This is a genomic window from Paracidovorax sp. MALMAid1276 (assembly GCF_049198005.1).
Classification (GTDB): Bacteria; Pseudomonadota; Gammaproteobacteria; order Burkholderiales; family Burkholderiaceae_C; genus Acidovorax.
In genome coordinates this window covers 42,397-68,253 of sequence record NZ_JBMIRS010000175.1, presented here as the reverse complement: position 1 = coordinate 68,253, position 25,857 = coordinate 42,397, and the positions used below count along the sequence as shown (strand labels likewise).

General features: G+C 66.7%; 25 protein-coding genes. 5 read left to right on the top strand and 20 right to left on the bottom strand.

From position 1 onward, the window contains the following. Positions 1-210: 210 nt before the first annotated feature. The 11 genes from flgL to ACOQFS_RS12330 form a co-directional block, all read right to left on the bottom strand. Positions 211-1,485 (bottom strand): flagellar hook-associated protein FlgL, encoded by a 1,275-nt coding sequence (gene flgL / locus ACOQFS_RS12380; protein WP_421563162.1) that lies wholly within the window; start codon positions 1,483-1,485, stop codon positions 211-213. A 133-nt stretch (positions 1,486-1,618) separates the two neighbouring features. Next, complete coding sequence (gene flgK / locus ACOQFS_RS12375) at positions 1,619-3,547, bottom strand: flagellar hook-associated protein FlgK (protein ID WP_421563161.1); 1,929 nt, start codon at positions 3,545-3,547, stop codon at positions 1,619-1,621. 19 nt (positions 3,548-3,566) lie between these two features. After that, on the bottom strand, positions 3,567-4,496 hold the full coding sequence (gene flgJ / locus ACOQFS_RS12370) for a flagellar assembly peptidoglycan hydrolase FlgJ (protein WP_421563160.1): 930 nt from the start codon (positions 4,494-4,496) through the stop codon (positions 3,567-3,569). 15 nt (positions 4,497-4,511) lie between these two features. Then, positions 4,512-5,657: a flagellar basal body P-ring protein FlgI gene (locus ACOQFS_RS12365; RefSeq protein WP_421563159.1), complete on the bottom strand. Its 1,146-nt coding sequence runs from the start codon at positions 5,655-5,657 to the stop codon at positions 4,512-4,514. Between the two features lie 315 nt (positions 5,658-5,972). Then, the gene (locus tag ACOQFS_RS12360) at positions 5,973-6,668 is read right to left on the bottom strand and encodes a flagellar basal body L-ring protein FlgH (RefSeq protein WP_421563158.1); all 696 of its coding nucleotides are present in this window, start codon (positions 6,666-6,668) and stop codon (positions 5,973-5,975) included. Positions 6,669-6,698: 30 nt separating this feature from the next. Next, positions 6,699-7,481, bottom strand: coding sequence for a flagellar basal-body rod protein FlgG (flgG, locus tag ACOQFS_RS12355; RefSeq protein ID WP_421563157.1), 783 nt, complete (start codon positions 7,479-7,481; stop codon positions 6,699-6,701). 46 nt (positions 7,482-7,527) lie between these two features. Then, positions 7,528-8,268, bottom strand: coding sequence for a flagellar basal-body rod protein FlgF (gene flgF, locus ACOQFS_RS12350; RefSeq protein WP_421563156.1), 741 nt, complete (start codon positions 8,266-8,268; stop codon positions 7,528-7,530). A 95-nt stretch (positions 8,269-8,363) separates the two neighbouring features. Beyond that, the gene (gene flgE, locus ACOQFS_RS12345; RefSeq protein ID WP_421563155.1) at positions 8,364-9,644 is read right to left on the bottom strand and encodes a flagellar hook protein FlgE; all 1,281 of its coding nucleotides are present in this window, start codon (positions 9,642-9,644) and stop codon (positions 8,364-8,366) included. Positions 9,645-9,721: 77 nt separating this feature from the next. Continuing rightward, positions 9,722-10,381, bottom strand: coding sequence for a flagellar hook assembly protein FlgD (locus ACOQFS_RS12340; protein WP_421563154.1), 660 nt, complete (start codon positions 10,379-10,381; stop codon positions 9,722-9,724). A 22-nt stretch (positions 10,382-10,403) separates the two neighbouring features. Continuing rightward, positions 10,404-10,808, bottom strand: a complete 405-nt coding sequence (flgC, locus tag ACOQFS_RS12335) for a flagellar basal body rod protein FlgC (protein WP_421563153.1) — start codon at positions 10,806-10,808, stop codon at positions 10,404-10,406. A 38-nt stretch (positions 10,809-10,846) separates the two neighbouring features. After that, positions 10,847-11,326, bottom strand: a complete 480-nt coding sequence (locus tag ACOQFS_RS12330) for a flagellar basal body rod protein FlgB (protein WP_421563152.1) — start codon at positions 11,324-11,326, stop codon at positions 10,847-10,849. A gap of 264 nt (positions 11,327-11,590) precedes the next feature. On the opposite strand from ACOQFS_RS12330, the gene flgA reads away from it, so the two are divergent. From flgA to ACOQFS_RS12315, 3 genes are all read left to right on the top strand, one after another. Next, positions 11,591-12,358 (top strand): flagellar basal body P-ring formation chaperone FlgA, encoded by a 768-nt coding sequence (gene flgA / locus ACOQFS_RS12325; protein WP_421563151.1) that lies wholly within the window; start codon positions 11,591-11,593, stop codon positions 12,356-12,358. A 93-nt stretch (positions 12,359-12,451) separates the two neighbouring features. Beyond that, the gene (gene flgM / locus ACOQFS_RS12320) at positions 12,452-12,775 is read left to right on the top strand and encodes a flagellar biosynthesis anti-sigma factor FlgM (RefSeq protein WP_421563150.1); all 324 of its coding nucleotides are present in this window, start codon (positions 12,452-12,454) and stop codon (positions 12,773-12,775) included. Positions 12,776-12,821: 46 nt separating this feature from the next. Beyond that, positions 12,822-13,172: a hypothetical protein gene (locus tag ACOQFS_RS12315; protein ID WP_421563149.1), complete on the top strand. Its 351-nt coding sequence runs from the start codon at positions 12,822-12,824 to the stop codon at positions 13,170-13,172. A gap of 187 nt (positions 13,173-13,359) precedes the next feature. Here the strand turns inward: ACOQFS_RS12315 and ACOQFS_RS12310 are convergent, their stop codons facing one another. The 9 genes from ACOQFS_RS12310 to motA form a co-directional block, all read right to left on the bottom strand. Next, complete coding sequence (locus ACOQFS_RS12310) at positions 13,360-14,076, bottom strand: RNA polymerase sigma factor FliA (protein ID WP_421563148.1); 717 nt, start codon at positions 14,074-14,076, stop codon at positions 13,360-13,362. 28 nt (positions 14,077-14,104) lie between these two features. Beyond that, positions 14,105-14,902, bottom strand: coding sequence for a hypothetical protein (locus tag ACOQFS_RS12305; RefSeq protein ID WP_421563147.1), 798 nt, complete (start codon positions 14,900-14,902; stop codon positions 14,105-14,107). Beyond that, positions 14,895-16,427, bottom strand: coding sequence for a flagellar biosynthesis protein FlhF (gene flhF / locus ACOQFS_RS12300; RefSeq protein ID WP_421563146.1), 1,533 nt, complete (start codon positions 16,425-16,427; stop codon positions 14,895-14,897). Before flhF ends, ACOQFS_RS12305 begins: the two co-directional genes overlap by 8 nt. After that, positions 16,424-18,505, bottom strand: a complete 2,082-nt coding sequence (flhA, locus tag ACOQFS_RS12295; protein WP_421563145.1) for a flagellar biosynthesis protein FlhA — start codon at positions 18,503-18,505, stop codon at positions 16,424-16,426. The genes flhF and flhA overlap by 4 nt, the downstream gene beginning before the upstream one ends. Next, on the bottom strand, positions 18,502-19,656 hold the full coding sequence (locus ACOQFS_RS12290) for an EscU/YscU/HrcU family type III secretion system export apparatus switch protein (protein ID WP_421563144.1): 1,155 nt from the start codon (positions 19,654-19,656) through the stop codon (positions 18,502-18,504). The genes flhA and ACOQFS_RS12290 overlap by 4 nt, the downstream gene beginning before the upstream one ends. 230 nt (positions 19,657-19,886) lie before the next feature. Continuing rightward, positions 19,887-20,513: a protein phosphatase CheZ gene (locus ACOQFS_RS12285; RefSeq protein ID WP_421563143.1), complete on the bottom strand. Its 627-nt coding sequence runs from the start codon at positions 20,511-20,513 to the stop codon at positions 19,887-19,889. Between the two features lie 4 nt (positions 20,514-20,517). Continuing rightward, a complete protein-coding gene (gene cheY / locus ACOQFS_RS12280; protein ID WP_421563142.1) occupies positions 20,518-20,904 on the bottom strand; it encodes a chemotaxis response regulator CheY in 387 nt (128 codons plus the stop codon). 72 nt (positions 20,905-20,976) lie between these two features. Further along, complete coding sequence (gene motB / locus ACOQFS_RS12275; protein WP_421563141.1) at positions 20,977-21,909, bottom strand: flagellar motor protein MotB; 933 nt, start codon at positions 21,907-21,909, stop codon at positions 20,977-20,979. 45 nt (positions 21,910-21,954) lie between these two features. Beyond that, positions 21,955-22,815 carry a flagellar motor stator protein MotA gene (gene motA / locus ACOQFS_RS12270; RefSeq protein ID WP_421563140.1) on the bottom strand — a complete coding sequence of 287 codons (861 nt, stop codon included), beginning with the start codon at positions 22,813-22,815 and terminating at the stop codon, positions 21,955-21,957. 228 nt (positions 22,816-23,043) lie between these two features. Here motA and ACOQFS_RS12265 point away from each other — a divergent pair, with 228 nt between their 5' ends. Together ACOQFS_RS12265 and ACOQFS_RS12260 are read left to right on the top strand one after the other, a co-directional pair. Next, positions 23,044-24,693: a glycosyltransferase gene (locus ACOQFS_RS12265; RefSeq protein ID WP_421563139.1), complete on the top strand. Its 1,650-nt coding sequence runs from the start codon at positions 23,044-23,046 to the stop codon at positions 24,691-24,693. After that, a complete protein-coding gene (locus ACOQFS_RS12260) occupies positions 24,690-25,856 on the top strand; it encodes a DegT/DnrJ/EryC1/StrS family aminotransferase (protein WP_421563138.1) in 1,167 nt (388 codons plus the stop codon). The genes ACOQFS_RS12265 and ACOQFS_RS12260 overlap by 4 nt, the downstream gene beginning before the upstream one ends. Position 25,857: the final 1 nt, after the last annotated feature.

Sequence of the window (25,857 nt, the reverse complement as noted above, 5' to 3'; positions counted from 1 at the left end):
GGTTTATCGTGCGTTGCAGCCGATGCTCCTTCTGTCGGCAGACTCCTAGGGATGTCCTGCATAACTCCCTGCAGCCCGTGATAGCGCGGCCTCGGGCGGTCCGCAGCGTTGCTTTTCTTGCCAATAGCCGGGCTATTGGCTGCGAAAAGACGCCTTGCGGACATCCCGATCCGCACTACCACGCACTCGCGAGGGTTATGCAGGACATCCTTAACTGATGAAATTGATCAGGGACATCTTCTGCACCATGGCGTACGACTTGAGGGCTGCCTCGTATCCGACCTGCTGGTTCTGAAAGTCCGAAATTCCTTTGATCATATCGATATCCTCGGCACGCGAGCGGTCTTCCTCCAGCTGGATGGCGCGTTTGTTCAGATCGCCTTCGATGCGGTCTGCCCGGTTGAGCAGGTCGCCCGCAAAGCCGCGCGAGCCATTGAGACGGTTCATGGCCGCGTCGATCTCTGCCAGGCCCCGGTTGATGGCATGCGTGAGCGGGCCGGAGGCCGTGCTGCCGTCGGGGTTGGAGCCATTGCGCACGGCCGCGATCACGTTGTCCAGCACCTGGAACACGTTGGACTGGGTGGTCGGGTCGGCGCTGTTGCGCCGCACCGAGAACTCGTCGCCGGGCACCGGCGCACCGCCGATGCCGATGGAAATGCCATCGACGTTGATCGCAAACGGCGAGGACGTGGCCGAGGTGGGCAGCGGGAAGGGCTGCGGGCCGCTGGGCAGCACCGACGCCATGGTGGCGCGGTCTAGCACGTCATAGGTGGGCGCGGCGGCGGTGCCGCCGATGGTGATCACGTACTCGTCGACCGTGCTCGCGGCGAACGCCGTGGGGTCGGTCACCTGGCCCACGGTGGCCCAGGCCTTGCCCTGGTTCGCGGCGTTGATGTCCACCGTGAACACGCCGTTTCCCGTGGGCACGTCCATCCAGGCCGCCATGCCGTCCAGCACGCTCGCGATGCTGGTGGTGCCGCTGGCGCCCTGACCCGGCAGGCCGGCAAAGCCGAACAGCGGATTGGGGCCGGTGAAGGGCGCTTCCGCGCTGCCCAGGCCCTGAAAGAGGGGAATCCCGTTGGAATCCTTGCGGTTGGCGTAGCCCAGGATCTGGTCGCGCAGGCTGACCAGTTGCTGGGCGATCGCGTCGCGTTCGGTCTGGGTGTAGCTGCCGTTGCCGGCATTCACCACCAGGGCGCGGAACTCCTGCAGTGCGTCTCCCGATTGCCCCAGCGTGGATTCCGCAAGGGCCATGGTGTTGCGCTGGTTGTTCAGCGCGCGCACATCGGTCTCGTTGCGCGCCAGGCGGTTGAGCGCGCGCTCGGCCTGGGCGGCGGCCACGGGGTCGTCGCTTGCGCGCACCACGCGTTTGCCGGAGGTGAGGTTTTCCTGCAGGTTGGACAGGCCCGTCTGCCGCGATGCGAGGTTGCGCAAGGCGTTGTCGAACATGTTGGCGGTGCTGACGCGGTAGAAATTGCTGGCCATGGTGTTCTCCTGCGGGCGCCTCAGAAACGATGCATGGGCCCGGAGCGGCCGGGCGGGCCGCCCGCAGCGTTTGCTGCGCCGGTGCGGCAGGTTCTTGCGGGGCGGGTGGTCATCGCGGCTCCCTTCATTCCTGCTATCGGCCCAGGCCCTGGATCAGCGTGTCGAAGATGCCCTGCGCGATCTGGATCATTTTGGCCGAAGCCTGGTAGGCCTGCTGGTATTGGATCAGCTTGGCGGCCTCTTCGTCCAGGTTCACGCCCGAGATGGCAGTGCGGTCGCGTTCGAGGTTGGCCGCGATGGTGTTGGACAGCTCTGCGGCAAAGGTTGCGCTTTGCGTGCGCGTTCCCACCTGCGCAATGGCTCCGGCGTACCCGTCGCTCATCGTGGCGTTGTCGAACATCTTCACGTCGCGCAGGGCCATGAGCGCATTGGCGTTGCCGGCGTTGCGGGTGTAGTAGTCGCCGTACTGCGGGTCGGTGGCGTTGCCCACGGTCACCGTGTCGCCGGTGTTCGGCGTGCCCTGCAGCGTGATCTCCCAGCCGTCGATGTTGATAGGCTGGCCGGGCGTGTAGGGACCGGTGGAGCCAGAAGGCGGCGTGGTCGAGCCGGTGACGGTATAGGTGAGCGGCGGACCCGCTGCAAACGAAAGCTGCACGCCCGTGGGCGGGGGCAAGGTCAGTGCGGGGTTGCCGGTGGCGCGCAGGTTCACCAGCTGCATGGACCCGCCGTTGGTGCCGCCCATGGCCGCGTTGATGGGGTTCGCGGCGGCCAGGTCGCGCGGTGAATACACCAGCGCCTTGATGTTCGAGGCTGCGGTGCTGAAGGGCTTGAACAGCATGCGCTCGCCCGGCACCCCGGCCGTGGTGAGGTTGAAGTTGAGCCCGTCGATCTCCAGCGTGGCGAGGTTGGTGATGTCGGTGAATGCGGTGGCCTTGCCATCCGACAGGCGCACCACCTGCCCCGCGGTGCCAGTGGTAAAGCGGATCTCGTAGTCCGACGCTGAAAACTGCGTGGGGTTGGCGAAGCCCACCGAGCCCACGGCGGCGCCGCTGGTCATGCCCGGCATGCTGGTGGGCAGCGCGAACAGGTCGCTGCCCAGCTGGCCGTCCAGCGTCAGGCCCAGCCGGTGCTGTTCGTTCATCGTCATGCCGATGGCCATGGCCATGCGCCCGAGCAGGTTGCGCCCTTCGGCCAGGTCGGCGTTGTTGAAGCGCAGCAGGCCCGAAATGGTGCCCCCGCCCAGCGTGTTTTCGTCGATCTCGATGGAGGTGGCGCCGGGCCGGTTGAAGAACAGCTTGAGCTGCCCGCTGCCCGGAAACGCGCTGGCGTCGCCCACCGACAGCGCCGTGGCCGTGGTGCCCAGCACCAGGGGCTGGCTGCCCGCCACGAACAGGCCGATGGTGCCGTCGTCCGCAGCGATCTGCGTGGTCTGCACGTACTGGTTGATGTCGCGGATCAGCTGGTCGCGGTAGTCCAGCAGGTCGTTGGGGGTCTGGCCGTTGCCCCGCGCGCGGGCGATCTGTTCGTTGACCCCGGCCATCTGCTGCGCCAGGCTGTTGACGGCCGTGATGCTGCTTTCGAGCTGCTCGCTGATGGTGTACTGGATTTCCTGCAGCTGCTCGGCCGACGAGCGCATGCGCGCGGCGGTCTCGTCCAGCCGCGTCAGCACCACGTTGCGCGCGGTGATGTCGGTGGGCGAGCTCACCACGTCGGCAAACGCGTTCATCATGTCGTTGATGGCGGCGCCCAGCCCGGCGGAGCCGCCGCTGAAGATCTCCTGCAGCTGCTTGAGCCGCTCTGCGCGCACGATGTCGGCCGCCTGCACCGAGCCCGCCGTGGCCGCCTGGCGCGTGAGCAGCTCGCTCTGGTTGCGCAAAATGGTCTGCACATCCACGCCCTGGCCGATGTAGCCGCCGCCCGTGAACTGGCCCTGCACCGTCTGCAGCTGCACCGTCTGGCGCGAATAGCCAGGGGTGTTGACGTTGGCGATGTTGTGGCCCGCCGTCTGCAGGGCCACCTGGTTGGCCAGCAGGGCGCGGGCGCCGACGCTCAAAAGACTCATGGCGTGCTACCTCGCTGTTTCAGGCCTGTGCACGCTGCGTGCGCAGAACGCTGTGGATGGCGCCCGTGAGCTTTTTCGCGTACTCGGGGTCGGTGGCGTAGCCTGCCTTCTGCAGGGCCGACGCATAGGCCATGGCCGAGCCGGACTGCGCCACGGTCTCGGCCTGCTCGTAGCGCGGGTTGTCCTTGATCAGGCGCGCGTAGTCGCGGAACGATTCCTCGTAAGAGTCGTAGGCGCGGAACTTGGCCGTCACCTTCTGGGGCTTGCCGTTGATGTATTCGGTGGTGGTGATCTCGGCCACCTTGCCCGTCCAGCCCTTGCCGGCCTTGATGCCGAACAGGTTGTACGAGGTGGCGCCGTCCCGGTGGCGGATCTCGCTCTTGCCCCAGCCGGTCTCGTGGCCGGCCTGGCCCAGCATGAAGCTTGCGGGAATGCCGCTTTCCTGCGCCACGCGCTCGGCCGTGCCCGAAAGGTGCTGCACGAAACCCTCGCGCCCCTTGGGCACCGGCGCGGTGGTGGCGGGCTCGGAAGGCGTTTGCGGCGCTGGCGTGCGGGGCATGTTGAAGCGACGCTCGAGGCTCAGCGTGGACGGCACGGAAAACTCGGCATCGGCCGCACCGCCCATCTGGCGCGAGAGCTGGCGTGCGATGGCTTCCGACAGCCCGCCCTGCTGCCCCGACATGCTGACCGCCAGCTGCTGGTCGAGCAGGTCCTGGCCCAGGTTGCCCTGCTCGCCTTCCATCAGGCCGGATTTCATCGTGGCCTCGCGCATGCTCTTGATCAGCTCGCGCATGAACAGCGATTCAAACTGCTTGGCCGCCTCGCGCGTGACCTGCGCACTGTTGGCCGTGCCCGCCTCGTACTTGAGCGCGTTGAGCGAGCGGACATCCACCGCCAGCGCGTTGGACGTGCTGGTGGTGGCAGCTGAAGAGGGCAGGTTGATGGCCATGGGTCCGACTCCCGGTCAGATCACTTCCAGTTCGGCGTTGAGCGCGCCGGCAGCCTTGATGGCCTGCAGGATGGCCAGCAGGTCGCCCGGCGTGGCGCCCAGCGAGTTCAGTGCGCGCACCACGTCCGCCAGCTGCGGCGAGGGCGGCATCTGGATCACGTTGCCGGGTTCCTGGTTGATGGTGATCTCGCTCTTTTGCGTGACCACCGTCTGCCCTTGCGACAGCGGGTTGGGCTGGCTGACCACCGGCGTCGAGCTGATCGTGATGGACAGGTTGCCGTGTGCAATGGCGCAGGGGCCCAGCGTCACGGCCTGGTTCAGCACCACCGAGCCCGTGCGGGCGTTGATCACCACCTTGGCCGACGGGGCCGTGGATTCGAGCGCCAGCTCTTCCAGGTCGGCGATGAAGCCCACGCGCGCGCCGGGGTCGGAGGGGGCGCGCACCTGCACCGTGCGGCCGTCCAGGGCCGTGGCCAGGCCCTGGCCCAGCTTGCCGTTGATGGCCTGCACCACGCGGCGCGCGGTCTGGAAGTCCGACGCATTGAGGCCGAGGGTGATGGTGTCGCCCTCATGCAGTGGCGTGGGCACGGCCCGCTCCACCTGCGCACCCTGGGGAATGCGGCCGGCGCTCAGGTGGTTGATCTGCACCTTGCTGCCGCCGGCAGCGGCGCCCGCACCGCCCACCACCAGGTTGCCCTGGGCCAGCGCATAGATCTCGCCGTCGGCGCCGCGCAGCGGCGTGGTGATCAGCGTGCCGCCCTTGAGCGACTTGGCATTGCCCATGGACGAGACGTTCACGTCGATCATCTGGCCGGGCTGCGCAAAGGCCGGCAGCTGGGCCGTGATGATCACGGCCGCCACGTTCTTGAGCTGCAGCTGCCCCGCCGCGCTGGGGGGCAGGCTGATGCCCATCTGCTGCAGGTAGTTCGACATGGCCTGCGTGGTGTAGGGCATCTGCGTGGTCTGGTCGCCCGTGCCGTCCAGGCCCACCACCAGCCCATAGCCGGTCAGCTGGTTGGTGCGCACGCCCTGCACCGCAGCCACTTCCTTGATGCGCAAGGCGTGAGCGGGTGTGGCGGCCACCGCAGCCGCCAGCACTGCCAGCGGCAGCCACACGGCGCGGAAATGGCGTTGCAGGGAGGTGAGGGACAGGGCTTTCATGACACCGATTGTGGGCGGCCCCGCGCGGAACTAAAACCCAAAAAGAAGCGGGTTCACCGGCTTATTGCGGCACTAGTTCTGCGTGCCAATGCGGAGAAAAAATGTGAATCAAAACAGCCTCCAGAGCTTGCTGGATAGGCGCCGAAAGCTATCATTTTTGATGGCCGCACTGCCGTCGCACTGCCGTCGCACAGGCGCGGCCCAGCGAGGGCAGCCGCGCAAGGGCCGCCCCGCCGCGCTGGCTGCGTCCCCCTCCCGGAGCGCGCAGCGCGTACAGAGAGGGGGAAGGCGCGAAGCGACTCAGGGGGTGCTTCTCTAGAACGGCGTGATCGTGTTGAAGAACCGCCCCATCCAGCCCATGACCTGCGCCTCGTTCTGCGCGCCCCGGCCGCGCGACTCGACGCGCACGTTCGCCACCTGGGTGGAGTTGATGATGCTGCCCGGCTGCAGCGAGCGCGGGTCGATGGTGCCGGAAAAGCGCAGCACGTCCACGTTCTGGTTCACGCCGATCTGCTTTTCGCCGGCCACGATCAGGTGGCCGTTGGGCAGCACGTCGACCACGGTGGCGGTGATGGAGCCCTGGAAGGTGTTGGCGCTTTCGGTGCCGCCCTTGCCGGCAAAGGTGTTGCCCGAATTCGCGCCCACGCCCAGCTTGTCGGTGAAGGTCTTGCTGGTGAAGGGCAGGGCGCTCACGCCGGCCGAAATCTCGGACGTGCGGTCCACCGTGGAGGACGACTTCTGGCTGGCCGTCACGTTCTCGACGATCTGGATGGTGACGCTGTCGCCCACCAGGCGCGCGCGCCGGTCTTCGAACGCGGGGCGGTAACTGGCGGTGTGGAACAGCCCGCCCGTGACGGGCGGCGGCGTGCGCGGCGCGGCGGCCAGGGGCGGCGGCGTGGTGGGCAAAATGTCCACCGGCGGCGGGGGCGACAGGCTGGCGCAGCCCGCGCTGATGATGGCTGCGCCCAGCACCGTGGTGTGGACGCACAGGCGGCGAATCAATGTCTTCATGGCAGTCACCCTGGGATTGCGCGGTGGGGATTACAGCTGGGCCAGCTTGGCCAGCATCTGGTCGGAGGTCTGGATGGCCTTGGAATTCATCTCGTAGGCGCGCTGGGTCTGGATCATGCTCACCAGCTCCTCCACCACGTTCACGTTGGACGATTCCAGAAAGCCCTGGCGGATGTAGCCCAGGCCGTTGGTGCCCGGGGTGCCCTGCTGCGGCTGGCCCGAGGCGGCCGACTCCTTGAACAGGTTCTGCCCGATGGGCTGCAGGCCGGAGTTGTTCACGAAGCTGGACATGGCCAGGTTGCCCAGGGGCTGGGGCTGTGTATTGCCCGGCACGATGGCGGTGACCGCGCCTTCGGTGCTGATGCTGATGCTGGTGGCATTGGCGGGCACCGTGATGCCGTTGGCCACGGGCAGGCCGCTGGAGGTGACCATGCGGCCCTGCGCGTCGATCTGGAACGAGCCGTCGCGCGTGTAGCCGATGGTGCCGTCGGGCAGCGTCACTTCAAAAAAGCCGTTGCCGTTGATGGCCACGTCCAGGCTGTTCTTGGACTCCTGCAGGCTGCCCTGCACGAAGTTGCGGCTGGTGGCCACGGTGCGCACGCCCAGGCCCAGATGCAGGCCCGTGGGCAACTGGTTCTGCTCGTCGTTGTTGGCACCCACCTGGCGCAGGTTCTGGTAGATCAGGTCTTCAAACACGGCGTTGTTGCGCTTGAAGCCGGTGGTGGACACGTTGGCCAGGTTGTGCGAGATGACGTCGAGCTGCGTCTGCTGGGCAGACATGCCGGTCTTGGCGATCCAGAGGGAGTTGATCATGGTGCTTCTTCCTTGTGGCAGGTGCGGCGGTCGGCGCGGGGCTTCATCAGCCGTTCAGGCTCAGCAGCTGGCTGGCGGCCTTGTCGGAGTTCTCGGCGGTCTGCAGCAGCTTGATCTGCTGCTCGAACTGGCGTGACGCGGCGATCATGCCCACCATGCATTCCACGGGGTTGACGTTGGAGCCTTCGACGGCGCCTGCCAGCATGCGGGCGTTGGCGTCGTTGGGGATGGGGTCGCCCGAGACGGTGCGGAACAAACCGTCGTCGCCGCGCTTGAGCCGGTCTTCCGGCGTGGGGGTGGCCAGCTTCAGGCGGCCCACGGGCTGCGCGGCCTGGCCCGCGACCTTGGCGGTCACGGTGCCGTCCGAGCCCAGGCTGACCTCGGCACCCGGCGGCACGTCGATGGGGGCGCCCCCGTCCGACAGCACCGGCAGGCCCGTGGGCGTGAGCAGCTGCCCCTGGGCCGACACCTCGAAGACGCCGGCGCGGGTGTAGGCCTCGGTGCCGTCCAGGCCCTGCACCGCAAACCAGGCGTTGCCCATGGCCATGGCGTCCAGGTTGCGGCCGGTGCGCTGCACCGGGCCGGGCGTTTCCAGGTGGCCCGACGTGGCCTCCAGCGCAAACACGCGGGTCTTGGCGCCGTCGCCCTGGATGGGCACCGCGCGGAACGTGGACATCTCGGCCCGGAAGCCATTGGTGGACACATTGGCCAGGTTGTTGGACAGTACGGCCTGCCGGTGGGCGGCCGCGTTGGCGCCCGTCATCGAGGTGTAGATGATGCGGTCCATGGCAGGTTTCTCCGTGTGCTTCCGATTTGATAGCTGCTGACGCTTTATGGATAAGCGCTAGGGGCTGTTTTGACTTGAAATCAGGCTGAGGCCGATCAGCGCAGGTTCACCAGCGTGGACATCACCTGGTCCTGCGTCTTGATGGTCTGCGCGTTGGCCTGGTAGGCACGCTGCGCGGTCATCATGTTCACCAGCTCGGCGGTGAGGTCCACGTTGGAGTCTTCGAGTGCGCCCGAGCGCAGCGAGCCGAAGCTGCCGTCGGTGGGGGCGCCCACCACGGGCTGGCCCGACTCGAACGTGGCCGCCCAGTTGTTGCCGCCCAGGGACGCCAGGCCCTGCGTGTTGCGGAAGCTCGACAGGGCCAGCTGCCCCTCGGCGCGCGTCACGCCGTTGGAGTAGCGGGTCATGATCATCCCGTTGTTCTCGACGTTGATGCCCGTCAGCTCGCCTGCGGTGTAGCCGTCCTGGGTGAGGTTGGACACCGCAAACTTGGTGCCGAACTGCGTGACGCCGCCCAGGTCGATCTGCACGTCGAAAGCGGGCAGGTTGTTGGGGTTGGGGGGCGTGGGGTTCACGGTGAGCGGCATCGAGAAACCGGTGGCGGGCGGCGTGGCCACCGGCCCGGTGATGGCGCCGCTGTTGTCGAACGTGATCTGGCCGATGGGCGTGGCCACCACGGGCGGGGTGGCCAGCGGGTCGTCGAGCTGGTCGTACACGTCCCAGGTGTTGTCGGTGGCCGTCTTCTGGAAGTACAGGTTCACCGGCTTGGCCACACCCTGGCTGTCGTAGACGTTGATCGACGTGCCGTAGGTGGCGCGCGGTGTGGCCGGCACGGGCGGGGTGGCCGTGGGGTCGCCGGCCGCATCGGTGGCGCGCGCGTCGAGGTTGAACGAGGTGGTGATGGTCGTGGTCTGGCGGGCCGGAATGGGCTCGGTGGTGGGGAACGACATCGGAACGGGCGTGGAGCCCGTGCGCAGGCCCGTGGTGGGATCCACCGGGTAGCCCATCACCCGGGCGCTGTCGTTGGTGACCATGTTGCCCACCTTGTCCAGCTTGAAGTTGCCGGCGCGGGTGTAGGCGGGGGTGCCGTCGGGCATCTGCAGCGTGAAGAAGCCGTTGCCGTTGATGGCCACGTCCAGGCTGTTGCCGGTGATGGTGAGGTTGCCCTGCGAGAACTGCTGGGCCACGTCCGCCACCTCCACGCCGATGCCGGCGTTGACGCCGCCCGACGAGCCGATGGCCGAGGCCACCATTTCGGCGAACTCTGCGCGCGAGGCCTTGAAGCCGACGGTGTTCGCGTTGGCGATGTTGTGGCCAATCACGTCCAGGTTCTTGCTGGATGCGTTCAGGCCCGAAAGGCCTTGCTGGAAGCTCATGGTGTTCTCCTAGGGGAAGCTGGCGGGTGCGGGGGCAGAGGGGCTAAAAAATGAATGTGTTGCCGGGATCGTGGGGCTTACAGAACGGCCTTGACCTTGTCGTAGGTCACCGTGCCGCCGCCGGCCAGGTCCAGCGTGAGCTGGCCGCCGCTGCTGCCGGTGCCGGTGACGCGCGACTGCACGAGCGGCGTGCTTTCCACCGCCACGCCGGCGCTGTTGAGTGCTGTGACCTTGAAGCGCAGGTCGGTGGTGCTGCCTGCGTACTTGCTGGCGTCCCACTCGAAGCTGTGCCGGCCTGCGGTCTTGGCGTTCAGGTCCAGCGTGCCCACCAGCTGGCCGCCGGCGGTGAGGATCTCGACCTTCACGTCGGCTGCGGCGCCGGAGAGCTCGAACATGCCGCTGCCCACGCCGTCTTCCACGGCCAGGCTGTCGCCCTCGGTCACCACGTTGCGCCCGATCATCGCGGAGCCCTGCAGCAACTGCATGGAGTTGAACTGCTCGGCAATGCCCAGCATGGTGTAGTTGAGCTGCTGGATGCCGGTGACCGTGTTGATCTGCGCGATCTGCGAGGTCATCTGCGCGTTGTCCAGCGGGTTCATCGGGTCCTGGTTGGTGAGCTGCGCCACGAGCAGCTTGAGGAACCGGTCCTGCGCGCCCTCGGCGTCGTTGGCCGAGGCGGCCTTGGACGCCGCCGTGTCGGCGGTGGTGGTGGTATTGTTGCTGACGCCGTAGATCATGGTCGTACCCGGTTCTTTCGTGTTACTGGCCCATCTGCAGGGTCTTGAGCAGCAGCGTCTTGGCCGTGTTCATCACCTCGACGTTGTTCTGGTAGGAGCGCGAAGCGGAGATCATGTTGACCATCTCCTCCACCGCGTTGACGTTGGAATGTGTGACGTAGCCCTGCGCGTCGGCAGAGGGATGGCTCGGATCGTGCACGCGGCGGCCGGCCACATTGCTTTCGGTGACGCCGCTCACCCGCACGCCGGCGGCGGTGTCGGCGCCCATGTTCTCGGTCTGGAACACCAGCTGCCGGGCCTTGTACGCCTGCCCGTCCGGACCGGCCACGGCCTCGACGTTGGCCAGGTTGCTGGCCACCACGTTGAGCCGCTGCGACTGCGCGCTGATGGCGCTGCCGGAGACGTTGAAGATGGAGAACATGGACATGACGGGTCTCGCTTTCTGGTCGGGTCTGCGCCGGCGCGTTACTGGCCCTGGATGGCGCTGAGCATGGTCTTGGCGTTGCCGTTGATGAAGCGCAGCGTGGCCTCGTAGCGCACGGCGTTGTCGGCAAAGGCGGCGCGTTCGCGGTTCATGTCGACCGAGTTGCCGTCGAGTGCGGGCTGGGTCTGCACCGCATAGCCCAGCGTGCCCCGGGACTCCAGGGCCGATGCGGTACTGCGGGTGACGGGCACGGGGATGTGGCGCGGGTCGGTGGCACCGGCCGTGCCCACCACGCCGGCCAGCACCTGGCGCGTGACGCCCGAGCCGCCGGCCGCGGCATCGGCCCCGGCGCTGCGGGTGGCGGTGGCCTCGCTCAGCGCATCGCTGAACTTGAAGTCGCGGGCCACGTAGCCCGGGGTGTCGGCGTTGGCGATGTTGCTGGCGATGGCACGCTGGCGCTCGGACCGCAGGATCAGTGCGGTGCCGTGGAAGTCCAGCCGGTTGGTCATCTTGTCGAGCATGGGGGCCTCACGCCGTGGGTTGCAAGGAAGGGCGCCGGGGCCCCGCTTCGGGGCGGTTTCCGGCGTGGCTCGATTATGGAAATCGCTGCGTTTTTCTAAAGCGCGAAGAACGCGGAAATCGGCGCGCAGTTTGGGCCTTTGCGCGGCGGCCGACTGCCTATAGTTGCAGGGGTCGAATGGCATCTGCCCTGCCTGTTGTCGACGTGACCGCCCCTCCCAATCCTTGCCCGGTGGCAGCCGGGATGCATGCCCTGGAGGCCAGCCATGCGCCATCACCATTTCGTTTCCGTGTTCCAGACGCTCAGCCCGCTGTGGCGGGGTGTGCTGGCGACGGCCGTTGCGGGGGCCGCCGTCCTCGCAGCCCCCGCGGCCGCGCAGGAGGCCGCCGCCGATCCGTCCGCCGACCTCGCCCCCATCACCCAGCGCTGGCTGGACGACACCCTTGCGCGCAATCAGGTGGCCGGGCTGCCGCTGCGCATGGAAGTGAGCGTGGGCTCACTGGACCCGCGCCTGCGCCTGGCGCCCTGCGCACGGGTGGAGCCCTATTTGCCCGTGGGCGCCCGCCTGTGGGGCCGCACCCGGCTGGGCCTGCGCTGCGTGCAGGGTGCCACGGCCTGGAACGTGTTCCTGCCCGTCACCGTCAAGGCCTATGGCCCTGCCTGGGTGCTGACCAGCAACGTGGCCCCCGGCGCCGTGCTCACCGCGAACGACGCCACCGAGTCGGAAGTGGACTGGGCGGCCGACACGCAGAACGCCGTGGTGGCCAACCCCGACCAGTGGGTGGGCCAGGTGGCATCGCGCCAGCTGATGGCCGGCCAGGCGCTGCGCCAGAACATGGTGCGCGCGCCCCAGCTGTTCCGCGCCGGTGCCCAGGTCAAGGTGGTGGCGCAGGGCCCCGGCTATGCCGTCACCGCAGCCGGCCAGGCCCTGGCGGGCGCGGGCGCAGGCGACACTGTGCGCATACGCATGAACAATGGCAAGATCATTGCCGGCATTGTGGGTGTTGATGGAACGGTGGAGGTCGCACTTTGATGACGCGCACGCGATAAATGGCTAAAGTCCACCGCCAAAGCGTCGAAAACATTGCTACTGTGCCCCACTCCATGCGGGGCAGTGGAGAGAGCGATGAAGATAGGTCAAAAACCGGAACTCCCGGCCGCGCTGGCGCAAACCGGGCAAGCCAAGCCCGCCAAAAGCCCCGCCGCAGCCCCCGTTGAAGGAGCTGCCAAGGACGCCGTGGCCGCGTCGGCCGCCGGTGTGCCTGTCACGGTGTCCAGCTCGGTGCGTGGCCTTGACCAGGGTGCCCGTGCAGCGGGCGACTTCGATGCCGGCAAAGTGAAGGCCGTGCGCTCGGCCATTGAAAACGGCACGTTCTCGGTCAACGCCGACGCCATCGCCGACAAGATGCTGTCCAACGCCCAGGAAATCCTGGCGCGCGCTCGCGGCTGAGCCCGCTTTGTATTTCGGCCCCTTCCCCCATTTCTGAAACCCCCGCATGGATCTGGAAACTGCGCTGAGCCATGTCGAAGAGCAGGTGCAGGCCGTCTCGGCCGCTCTTCTGGCCACGGATGCGCCGGCGCTCGAGCGCAGCGGCACCGCGCTGCGCCATGCGGCGTCCGATCTTGCCCAGGTGCTGTCACGCACCGACCCCGCCTCGCTGCCCCCATCGCTCGCCCAGCGCCTGCAGGCCGTGAGCAGCAGCGTCGCCATGCAGCGCGACAATCTGGCGCGTGTGGCCGCCCTGACCGACCGCCAGGTGGCCACCGTGCTGCCGCCCACGGACGCCAGCACCTATGGCGCCCGCCCCGGCAACGGCGCGGCCCGCATCTACAAGGCAGCGGGCTGACCCGCCGCATTCCTTCAGTGTTTTGGGGTTTTTGCTCCTGAAAACAGAGCTGCCAGCGCTTGTCAGGCAACGGTTTCAGGTGAAAAACATCTGAATCCATTGCACAGCAAGCGCTGGCAGCTCTGTTTTGTATAGCAAACGGTGTGGGTGCCCGCCATCTTCGGGCTTGCCGCGCGGCGGCGCGGTTTCAATGCGCGCGCATCTTGGCGCGCAGCCGCGCGATGGACTGGCTGTGCAGCTGGCACACGCGCGATTCGGTCACGCCCAGCACCGCGGCAATCTCCTTGAGGTTCATGTCATGTTCGTAGTACATGCCCATGATGTGCTGCTCGCGTTCGGGCAGGCTCTTGATGGCGCTCACGAGCGACATCTTCAGCCGCTGGTCCCGCAGCAGCTCCAGCGGGTCGGCGTCGGCATCGGCCACATGGCGGTCCAGAAAACCGTCGTCATCGTCGTTGCCGTGGGTCATGTCCTCCAGGTACACCAGCTGCGTGCCGCGCACCTTGCCCAGCAGGCTCTGGTAGTCGGCCAGGCTCAGGCCCATCTCGTTGGCAATCTCTGATTCGAGCGGGCTGCGGCCGAGCTTCTGTTCCAGGCGCTGCACGGCGTGCTCGATGTCCTTCTGGCTCTTGCGCGAGCTGCGGCTCATCCAGTCGCCTTCGCGCAGTTCGTCGAGCATGGCGCCGCGGATGCGCTGGGTGGCAAAGGTTTCGAACTGCACGCCCTGGGCCACTTCGTAGCGCGAGAGGGCTTCTGCCAGGCCCATCATGCCGACCTGGATGAGGTCATCCAGCTCCACATTGGGCGGCAGCTTGGCGATCATGTGGTGCGCGATCCGGCGGACCAGCGGCACATGCTGGCGGATCATCGCGTCACGATCAAGCTGGCCTTTGGCGGTGTACATAGAGAGCGTGTGATGCACCGGGTGAACGTCAGTGGCTCCGGACAAGGTGTGCGGAACTGCCCTTGGGGGCGTAGGAGTGCAGCGCGGGCAGCGATTCGGCGATGGTGCCCGCATTTTCCAGCAGTTGCAAGGCCAGGCGCTGAAGCTCCTGGGGGTTCTGCGTGGCGATGGTGGTGGTGCTCAGCGCGCTGCCCAGATGGCGTTGCACACAGCCTTGCAGCGTGTGCAATGCTGCCTGGGTCTTGCGCCGCTCGGCCGCTCCGGTGCCGCGCAGCAGGGCGGCCACCATGCAGGGCAGGCCGGTGTCCACGGCGATCTGTTTCAGGCTCTTGTAGCTGCCCATCACCCCGGCGGCGCCTTCGCCCATCACCACCAGTGGCACCGTGGCTGTGTGGGTGAGCAAGGGGCCCAGCGTGGCTGCCGGGGCATGCAGCACCACGATGCCGTAGGTCCTGAAGTACGGCAGCAGGCCGTGCAGCGGCGGCGCATCGCTGCGCTCGGCGGCGCGGCACATGCGCAGCATGCCCTGCGCGGCCGGAATCACGGCCAGCGATGCGGAGGAGGCGCCCAGGTTCAGCTGGACGTCGTCGCGCCACGAGGCCTGCTGCAGCAGGTGCAGCAGCCCCGGGCTGTGGTCGGTTTCGTGGGCCGTGCCGTCCAGCACCACCACCGGGTAGCCCAGGCGCTGCAGGCTGGCGCAGATCTGCCACAGGGCTTCCAGCCCGGTGGGGCTGTTGCCCTGGCTGGCCACGGCCACGACGCGCAGGTCGGCCTGGGGGGTGAAGCTGTGCAGGCCTGCGGCCTGGTGGAATCCGATATCAAGCATCGACCAGCCCCCTGTCTGCCACGGTGTCGGGCGAGTGTGAGAAGAAGAAGTTCAGGTCGGCCGCCTTGGGGTCGAACGCCGACTTGACGGGCGAGCGCATGGAGGTCGAGATCAGCCGGTGCGCGTCGGCGCGCTCCCAGTCTTCGGGCACGCGCTGGCCATTGGTCACGCCGCGCAGCACCATCTGGTGGCGGATCAGCGCGTCGATGGCCGGGCCGAGCTTCACGGCCTCGTCCACCTTGGAGAGGATGGCCTGCGGCCCCGTTCCCTGCGTGCCGGTGGTCTTGAAGGCGGTGAGCACGTCGTCCAGCGTGTCGCCATGGCAGCCCGCATTGAGCACCAGCAGGCGGTTCACATGGGGCAGGTCCAGCACATCCAGCATGTCGCGCTTGCGCGGGTCGCGCGGGGCGATGCCGGTGGTGTCGATGAGCACCATCTTCTTGCCGCTGAGCAGGCCCAGCAGGTCCTGCAGTGCGGCGCGGTCATGCGCCAGGTGGGCGACGATGCCCAGCATGCGGCCGTAGGTGCGCAGCTGCTCGTGCGCGCCCACGCGGTAGGTGTCCAGCGTGATCAGGCCGACGCTGCCGGGGCCGTGGATGCGCGCGCACATGGCGGCCAGCTTGGCTGTGGTGGTGGTCTTGCCGACCCCGGTGGAGCCCACCAGGGCGAAGATGCCGCCTTGCTCGTACAGCGGGGGCTCGGCCTGGTCGGTCTTGAGGTTGCGCTCCAGCACCTCCATCAGCCAGCGCACCGATTCGCCCGCCGACAGGTCTTCGGGCATGCGCTCCAGCACGGCGCGGGCGAGCGAGGGCGAGTAGCCCGCGCGGATCATCTTGAGCATCAGATTGGACTGGATCGGGTCCTGCCGCGCCTGGCCCAGCCAGGCCAGGGTGTTGAAGCGGTCCTCGATCAGCTCCTTCATGGCGTGCAGCTCGTTCATCACGCTTTGCTGGCCCGCGGACTGGGCGAGGCTGCTGCTGGCACCGGCTGCGGCGTCCTGGCGGCGGCGTGGTGGCTCGGGCGGAATGTCCATGGGGATGGTGCGCAGCGGGTTGTGCCGCACTACGGCGGGGGCGGGCATGCGCTCACGGTCGCGTTCGCGATGGCGCTCGGGTTCCTGGTCGCGGCTGCGCTCGGCCAGCGTCTGGGGCTCGGCCGCACCGTGCAGCGCCTCGTGGCGGCGGCGCAGCATGCGCTCGCGCACATAGTCCTGGAACGACAGCGTGCTCATGGCCAGCTGCTCCGTGTCCTCTTCCACCGCATTGCGGGCCTGGGGCGCCGATGCCGGCTGGCTGGCGCGCGGCGCAGCGCTGCGCGCCGGCGTGGGCGCCAGCAGGGGCGGGTTGGCCGAGGCACCGGCGCCGCCGCCGTCCAGGGACGACAGCGTGTCCTCGGCCGTGGCCATCACCTCGACGCCGTTGGCCGTGGGGCGGTTGGACAGGATCAATGTGCCGTCGCCAAAGGCCATGCGCGCCTTGGCCAGAGCCTCCCGGGAGGTGGGGGCGGTAAAGCGTTTGATGTTCATGCTGATGCACCTTTAAGGATCGGCCCAATGCGGATGGTGTGGGTCTCGGGGATTTCACTGTGCGCAAGCACCTGCAGGCGGGGCGCGACGCGGCGCACCAGGCGGGAGATGGCGTTGCGGATCTGGTCGGGCACAAGCAGGCAGGCGGGCAGGCCCATTTCTTCCTGCTTCATGGCCACTTCGGCGGCTTTTTGCGTGAGGATGTCGGCCACGCCCGGGTCCAGCGCGGGGCCTGCGGCGTTGCCCAGGGCCTGCACCAGCAGGCGCTCCAGGCCCGGCTCGATGGCGATGACGTTGAGTTCGCGCGAGGGGCCGTAGATCTGCTGCACGATGGCCGGCGACAGGGCGATGCGCACGCGGCGGGCCAGCTCGACGGGGTCGGACACGCTGCCCGCGTGCTCGGCCAGGGTTTCGATGATGGTGCGGATATCGCGGATGTGCACAGACTCTTCCAGCAGCAGCTGCAGGACCTTCTGGAACGTTGCGATGGAGACCATTTTCGGAACCACTTCTTCGATGAGCTTGGGGGCCAGCTTGGCCACGTGTTCCACCAGCTGCTGGGTCTCTGTGCGGCTGAGGAGCTTGGCGGCTTGCACTTGCATCAAGTGTGACAAATGGGTGGCCATCACGGTTTCGGAATCAACGACGGTAAAACCGGCCATTTGTGCGGCTTCCTTCTGCCGGTCGTCGATCCAGTGTGCTGGGAGCCCGAACGCGGGGTCGGTGGTGGGCGTGCCGATCAGCGGCGTGCTGATGCCGCCGGGGTTGATGGCCAGGAACATGCCGGGGAAGGCCTCGCCTTCGCCCACCACCACGCCGCGCAGCGTGATGCGGTAGCCGCTGGGCTTGAGTTCGAGGTTGTCGCGCACGTGCACGGCCGGGGGCAGGAAGCCCACCTCCTGCGCAAACTTGCGGCGCACGCCCTTGATGCGGGTGAGCAGGTCGCCCTGGCGGCTCTTGTCCACCAGGCTGATGAGGCGGTAGCCCAGCTCCAGGCCCAGCAGGTCCACGGGCTGCAGGTCGTCCCAGGTGGCTTCGCCGTCGCTGACCGGGGCCGGGGGCGCTTCCACGGGCGGCGGCACCTTCTGCCGTTCGTGCATCAGCCAGGCGCCATAGGCCAGCAGCGCGCCCATGCTCAAAAACACCAGGTTGGGCATGCCCGGGATGAGGCCCAGCAGCAGCAGGATGCCGGCCGTCACGCCCAGCACGCGCGGCGAGGTGAACAGCTGCTGCACGATCTGGCGCCCCATGTCGTGTTCCTTGCCCACGCGCGAGATCACCATGGCCGCCGCCACCGAGATCAACAGGCCCGGAATCTGCGCCACCAGCGCATCGCCGATGGCCAGCAGGATGTAGCTGTTGGCGGCCTGGCTGACCGACAGGTTGTGCTGCAGGATGCCGATGGCAAAGCCGCCCACGATGTTGATGATCAGGATCAGGATGCCCGCGATGGCGTCGCCGCGCACGAACTTGGAGGCGCCGTCCATGGAGCCGAAGAAGTTCGCTTCTTCCTGCACCTCGGCACGGCGGCGCTTGGCTTCCTTCTCGTCGATCAGGCCCGCGTTCAGGTCGGCGTCCACCGCCATCTGCTTGCCGGGCATGGCGTCCAGGGTGAAGCGCGCAGACACCTCGGCGATGCGCTCGGCCCCCTTGGTGATCACCACGAAGTTGATGACCACCAGGATCGCAAATACGATCAGGCCCACGGCGAAGTTGCCGCCGATCAGGAAGTGGCCGAAGGCCTCGATCACCGCGCCCGCAGCGCCGGGGCCCTGGTGACCTTCGAGCAGCACCACCCGGGTGGAGGCCACGTTCAGCGACAGCCGCATCAGCGTGGTGAGCAGCAGCACCGACGGAAACGCGGCAAAGTCCAGCGGGCGGATCATGTAGGCCGCCACCATCATCACCATCAGCGCCACGGCGATGTTGAGCGTGAAGAACGCGTCCAGCATCCACGGCGGGATGGGCAGCACCATGAGCGCCAGGATGGCCACCACCAGCAGCGGGGCCGACATCCCCTGCAGGGCGCCGGCGTTGGACCCCGCCCATTGCTGCAAAGACTTTACGGAGTTGTTCATGCTTCTACACCTTGCACCGTCGTGCGGTTCAGCGGATCAAGTTCGGGCGGCACATACGGGTCGACCATGGCCTCCGGCATGCGGCCTTCGCCCCGCATGGCCGCCTTGAGGCGGTACACATACGCCAGCACCTGGGCCACGGCGGTGTAGAGCGTGGCGGGAATGGCCTGGTCCAGCTCGGCATGGGCGTACAGCGCGCGCGCCAGCATGGGCGACTGCAGCACGGGCACGCCGTGTTCCTTGGCCAGGTCGCGGATGCGGAACGCCGTGAGGTCCGTGCCCCGCGAAATCACCTGCGGCGCGCTCATGGTCTTGTCGTCGTATTTCAGCGCCACCGCATAGTGGGTGGGGTTCATCACCACGAAGTCGGCCTTGGGCACGGCGCCCACGCTGGCGCGGTCGGCAATCTCGCGCTGCTTCTGGCGGATGCGGCCCTTGGTGTGCGGGTTGCCGTCGGCTTCCTTGTGCTCCTGCTTCACTTCCTCGTGCGACATCTTGAGCCGCGACTTGAAGAAGAAGGCCTGCAGCGGCACGTCGATGAGCGCCGCCATGAACACCACCAGCAGCATCAGGCTCACGCCGGCCGTGAGCCATTCGGCCACCTGGCTGAGGGCGAGCGGCGAGGGCTGCAGCACCAGCATGGCCACCTGTTCGAGGCTGCTGCCCAGGAACTTCCAGGCCACAAAGGTGATGATGGCCGTGAGCAGCACCATCTTGGCCACGTTGGCCATCTGCTGCTTGGAAAACAGGTTGGCAAAGCCCGAGATCGGATTGAGCCGGCTGAACTGCGGCGTGACGGGCTTGAAGCTGAAGATCCAGCCGCCGGCGCCAATCGCGGCCACCATGGCCGCCGCACCAGTGAGGACGGCAAACACCGCGCTGGCGATCACCCCGATGGTCACCATGTCCGACAGGCGCGTGAGCATGCTGGCCGGCGACATCACCACGGCGGCGTTGAACGCCAGCTGCTGGCTCATCGCCAGCTTCATGCGTGCCATCAGCTCGGGCGCCAGGAGCAGCATGCACACCGCACCGGCACCCAGGATGGCCAGGTGGGACAGGTCCCGCGAGCGCGCGCCCTGGCCGTCTTCGCGTGCTTTTTGCAGCTTGCGCTCTGACGCGGGGAGGCTTTTTTCTTGGCTGGATTCCATGGTGGCATGACGGCGGCTGGTGCCATGCCATTGTCGTGAGCGACCCGGAAATCTAAAGCGGGATAAGGGGGCTGCGGCCCCCCCTTTTCAAGGCCGACCTTGCGGGGTGGCCGCAACGCTGCGCTCGCCGCAGAAAGACTGGGGAGGCGAAGCGATTGCTTCAAAAATGATAGCTGCCAGCGCTTGATGGTAAAGCGCTGGCGGCTGTTTTGGCTGAAATTCTGCCTTGATCAGAAGCCGAGGCTGGCCAGGAGGTCGTCCACCTGCGACTGGTCGGTCACCACGTCGGGCGTGTTTTCGGGGTCCACCACGGGGCCCTGCAGGTGGGCGGGCTTCGCCTCCACGGCTGCGACCTGCGCGTTGGCCGGGGCGGTCTGGATCAGCAACTGCACCAGCTGCTCCTCGATGGTGGCGGCCAGGTTGACCACGCGGGCGATCACCTGGCCGGTCAGGTCGTGAAAATCCTGCGCCATCATGATTTCGGTCAGGTGCGTGTCCGCCTCCTGCGTCACGCGCTCCACGTCGGTGAGGAAATTCATGATCTCGCCCTTGGCCACGGCAGCCACCGGGTCTTTGACCAGTGAGGTCACCACGCGGCGGGTCTCCGACGCGATGAAGTCGTGCTGCGCCTTGGCCTGCTCGACCCGGTTGAGCACCTTTTCGGCCGCCTCGCCCGTGAGGCGGGCGATGTACGAGAGGCGGCTTTGGGCATCCGGCAGCTCACCCATGGAGCCGCGCAGCTTGTCGGCATAGCCCAGCTCGTTCAGGGAGTCGTGAAGCTGGCGGGTCAGCAGCCCGATCTTGTGGTGCACATCGGCTTCAGCGCCGGGCTGGCTGGTGTCCGGAGTGGCGTCCATGGTGTCATAGCCCCATCTTCTTCAGGATCAGCGTCACCTTCTCTTCCAGGGTGGCCTTGGTGAAAGGTTTGACGATGTAGCCCGCAGCGCCACCCTGGGCCGCGGCCACGATGTCTTCCTTGCGCGCTTCGGCGGTCACCATCAGGACGGGCAAGTGCTTGAGCTTGTCGTCCTTCTTGATTTCGGCCAGCAGCTGAAAGCCGTTCATGTTGGGCATGTTGATGTCGGTCACCACGAAGTCGAACTTGCTGGTGCGCAGCTTGTTCAGTGCGGCGACGCCGTCTTCCGCCTCGTCCGCATCCGAAAAACCGCTCTCCTTGAGCAGGTTGCGCACGATGCGGCGCATGGTGGAGAAGTCGTCAACGATCAAAAAACGAAGGGCTGTGGTCACTTGTGACCCTTTCGGTCGAGAGGTTCTGTAAGTATTGTCATGGGCGACAGGGGCGGTGACAAGTCGTAACCGTCATCTGCTTGGGGGGGGATTTTCCCGCTTTTCGTTCAACAGTTCCGTGGATGTAATTTCGGGGATCCCCTTGCCGAGGAGCCGCTCTTCGGCTTCGCGGGTCAGCACCGTGATGGTGATGCGCCGGTTGGCCGGGGAGCGGGGGTTTTGAGGTTCCAGCAAATCGCTGGCCGCCAGGCCCACGACACGGCCCAGTTTAGCGTCTGGCATGCCGGCCGACACCAGTTCGCGGCGCGAGGCGTTGGCGCGGTCGGCCGACAGCTCCCAGTTGCTGTATCCGCGCTCGCTGTTGCCATACGGCACGGCATCGGTGTGGCCTGCCAGGCTGATGCGGTTCTCCACCCCGCCCAGCGCCGCGCCAATCTCGCGCAGGATGTCGCGCATGTAGGGTTTTACCAACGCACTGCCACTGTCAAACATGGGGCGGGCCTGGTCGTCGATGATCTGGATCTGCAGCCCGTCGGGCGTGATGTCGATGCGGATCTGCGACTTGTATTCGTTGAGGCGCGGGTTCTGCGTGATGAGCGCGTCGATCTTGGCCTCCAGGGCCTTGATGCGTTCCTGGTCCTGCTTGGCCCGCTCCGCGCGCGCGGCGTCGATGCTCATGCGGCGCTGCTTGGCCTCCTCCATGTCCGAGCGCCGCACCTGGCCATGCACCTTCGACAGGTCGTTGCCGCCCCCCGGAATCACGCTGGAGCTGTTGCCTGCGCCGTCACCCCCAGTCATGGCCACCTTGAGCGGCGAGGAAAAGTGCGCTGCGATGCCCTGCAGTTCTCCCTTGGCTGTGGAGCCCAGCAGCCACATCAGCAGGAAGAACGCCATCATCGCCGTCACGAAGTCGGCATAGGCAATCTTCCAGGCACCGCCATGCGCTGCATGGCCGCCCTTCTTGACACGCTTGATGATGATGGGTTGGAGCTTTTTCTCAGCCATGGCGCTGCACAGTGGTCGCAGTCGGGCTCATCCCCGCCTGCCTGCTCACTTCTTGCCTTTCACGTGTCCCTCCAGCTCCGAGAAGCTGGGTCGGTCGCCAGAGAACAGCACCTTGCGGCCGAACTCGATGGCTGTGGCGGGGTTGTAGCCCTGCATGCTGGCCAGCAGCGTGGCCTTGATGCACTGCAGCTCTTTGGCCGCGTCTTCCATCTTCTGCTCCACCAGCCCGCCCAGCGGCTCCACCACGCCATAGGCCAGCAGAATGCCCAGGAAGGTTCCCACCAGGGCCGAGCCGATCATCCCGCCCAGCACCGACGGCGGCTGGCCCACCGAGCCCATGGTGTTCACCACCCCCAGCACGGCCGCGATGATCCCGAAGGCCGGCAGCGCGCCAGCCAGCCGGGCAATGGCGGCCACGGGCGCGTGTGCCTCCTGGTGGTGTGTTTCGATCTCGCTGTCCATCAGCGCCTCGATCTCGTGCGAGTTGAGGTTGCCCGACACCATCATGCGCAGGTAGTCGGTGGTGAATTCGATCACATGGTGGTCGCTGCCCACCGCGGGGTACTTCTTGAAGATCTCCGATTCGTGCGGCGCTTCCACGTCCTTTTCAATCGCCATCAGACCTTCCTTGCGGGCCTTCTGCAGGATGTCGTAGAGCATGGCCATCAGCTCCATGTACCGTGCCTTGGTGTACTTGGAGCCCTTGAACGCCATCGGCACCGCCGCCATGGTCGCCTTGAGCACCTTGGGCTGGTTGTTGACCACGAAGGCCCCGATGGCCGCCCCCAGAATGGTCACCGTCTCGAACGGCAGCGCCTTCAGGATCACCTGGATGTTTCCGCCGTGCAGGATGTACACCCCGAAGATGCAGCCAAAAACTAGGATGTAACCAATGATGACGAACATGATGGCGGTATTCTGTCAGAGGCCTCGGTGGATGGAGGCAGGATGAGGCGGGATCTCGCCAGTTGAACGCATTGTGCGGTGCTTCGCGCGACTCGCAAATGGGCAATAGACCATTAAACGGGGCTTTTATATCGGGATGTCGATAGCTTGCCGCGCCTACCATGTGAGCAGACACTCCTCGCGCGCCTTTTGAGTGTTTATACACAGGATCCAATCAGACACATATTCATGATTGACAAAAGCAACACGTTGGAGTCGGGGGAAGAAGTGGATCTGCTGGTCAATCTGATCCAGGCGGAGCAGAGCGAGCGGGATCAGGATCTGGTGGGCGCAATGACAAGGCTTACCGCGGCTTTGGCCATCGAACCGCGGCGCGCGGACCTCTGGGTGCAGGTGGGGCGCATTTTTGCCAAGATGTCCAATTGGGGCCAGGCCGTGCCAGCGCTGGAAACCGCCTTGCAAATTCGCCCGGGGCTGCCGGAGGCGCAACACCTGCTGGCCCTTGCGCTGTACAGCACGGGGCGGCAGGAAGAAGCCTGCACCATGATCGATTCGGCGTGCCGCAAACGCAACGAGTCGGCCCTTTGGGCGATGCGCGCCTTCATCCACAGCCATTCGCACCGCGACCCGATCAAAGCGCTGGAGGCCTACCAGGACTGGGGCAGGCGCTTTGCCGATCCTCTGACGCGCAAAGCAGCACCGCTGGTCGTGAAGGACCGTGGTCCGCGAAAGCGCCTCAAGGTGGGCTATGTCACGGCCGATTTCCGGGAGCATTCCGTCGCCTTCTTCATGCTGCCGATCCTTCGCCATCATGATCCCGACGCCGTTGAGGTGCATGTGTACTCCAGCGGCCGCGCCGATGGCGTCACCGAACTGATCCGGCAGTGCGTGCCCCACTGGCACGACGTGATGCACGAGTCCGATGAGGCGTTGCTGGCGCGCATCCGCGCGGATGGCATCGACGTGCTGGTGGACCTGTCGGGTCACACGTCAGGGCACCGGCTGCTGGTGTTCGCACGCCGCGCTGCTCCAGTGCAAGTGACGTGGCTGGGTTTCATGCTGCCTTTGGGCATGAAGGCGATGGATTACCGCCTGATCGGATTCGACAGCGCCCCCCGAGGCCATGAAAAGTACTACAGCGAAACACTGTTCCGCCTGCGCGGGATGGCAAGCTACGCGCCACCCGAATATGCGCCGCTGAGCGAAGAGCAGCCCATGGTCCGCAATGGCTATCCCACACTGATCTCGCTGAACAGCTCAGCCAAGATCACCGATGCCATGCTGGCAGTGTGGGCGCGCATTCTGCATCTGCGGCCCGATGCGCGGCTCGTCATCCTGGTCAAGGAGTTCACCGCCGACGCTGCGCAGGCCAACATGCAGCCGCGCGTGGAGGCGGCCGGCATGCCGCTGGACCGCGTTTTCGTCCTGCACCAGCAGCCGCTCAACCAGTTCATGGAACTAGGGCACATCGCCGACGTGATGCTGGACACCTCGCCCATCTCCGGCGGCACCACGACGCTGCACGCGCTGTGGATGGGGCTTTCCATCGTGGCCATGGACGCGGAGCGCAGCGTGGACGCATCGACGGCGCTGACCCTGCGTGCGCTGGGGGGCGGGGGGGAGATTGCGCAGGACGCAGAGAGCTATGTGCAGGCCGCACTGCGCCTGATGGACGACCCGCAGCGGCTGCAGCGACAACGCCTGGGCGCGCGCGAGTTGATGCGCAACAGCTTTTTCATGGACTACGCCGGGCGCACCGCCGAGCTGGAGAGGGCGTACCGGCTCATGTGGCTCAATTGGCTGCGCGGTGACCTCCAAGCCCGCAGCGTCGGCTCCAACGTCGACCACTGGCTGGCCCTGGCCGAGGCACCCGCATGAAGTCCCCGCGAACCTGTCCCCCACAGGATTGGGTGCCGCTGCTGGTGCCCGACATGCCCTCGCCCCAGGCGCTGCTGCCGTGGCTGGAGCGCATGCACGCCGCGCGCCACTATTCCAACTTCGGCCCGCTGGTCAAAGAGCTGGAAAGCGCCTTTGCCGAGGGCTTCCAACTGCCCATCGGTCAGGTCACCACGGTGACCAACGCCACCTTGGGGCTGGAGCTGGTCCTGCAGGCCCTGGATCTTCCCCCGGGCTCCCGGGTGCTTGTGCCCGCATTCACCTTCGTTGCAACGGCAACGGCGGTCTTGCGCGCCGGCCATGTGCCGGTGCTGGCCGACGTGGATGCGCATTCGTGGATGCTGACGCCCGATATTGCTCGCGCTGCCTGCGCCGTAGCCCGCGTGGATGCCGTGTTGCCTGTCGCGACGTTCGGCATGCCCCATCACATGCCGGCCTGGCAGCAGTTCGAGCATGACACCGGGCTGCCGGTGGTGATCGACGCCGCAGCCGCCTACGGCAGCCAGTGGCTGGCCGGCGCCGAGGGCACGCTGGTTTTCAGCCTGCACACCACCAAGAGCCTGCCCGCGGGCGAGGGAGGGCTCATCGTCTCCACGCGCCCTGGCCTGGCCGCGCGGGTGCGCGAGCTGTCCAATTTCGGCATCAATCTGGACCCGGCGGCCGATGTCCCTCTGGGCGCACTGGCCGGTGTCGGGACGAACGCCAAGATGAGCGAATACCATGCCGCAATCGGTTTGATTTCGCTTCAAAATTGGGAGCATAATTCTCAATGCAGAAGAGCGCTGAGGGCAGATTTAATGCAAGATATTGCGCAGGCAAGCCCGGGACCGCTGGTATGGCAGCAGCAGGGCCACGGGGGCGAGCTCATGGCGCCCACCCTGCTGTGCGCCCGTCTGCCCAGCGAAGCGGCGCGCGCGGCGCTTGAAAAGGCCTGCCACCGCGGGCGCATCATGACGCGGCGCTGGTACCAGCCGCTGCTGACGAACATGGGCGTGCTGCGGCATTGCTGCACGCCTCTGGACACGCCGAACGCGCAGGCCCTGGCTGCCACGCTACTGGGCCTGCCGTTTTTTCTGGGCATCACGCACGAACAGCGCCAGCGGGTGTGCACAACACTTGCACATGCGCTGGCCAAGTTCGCCTAGG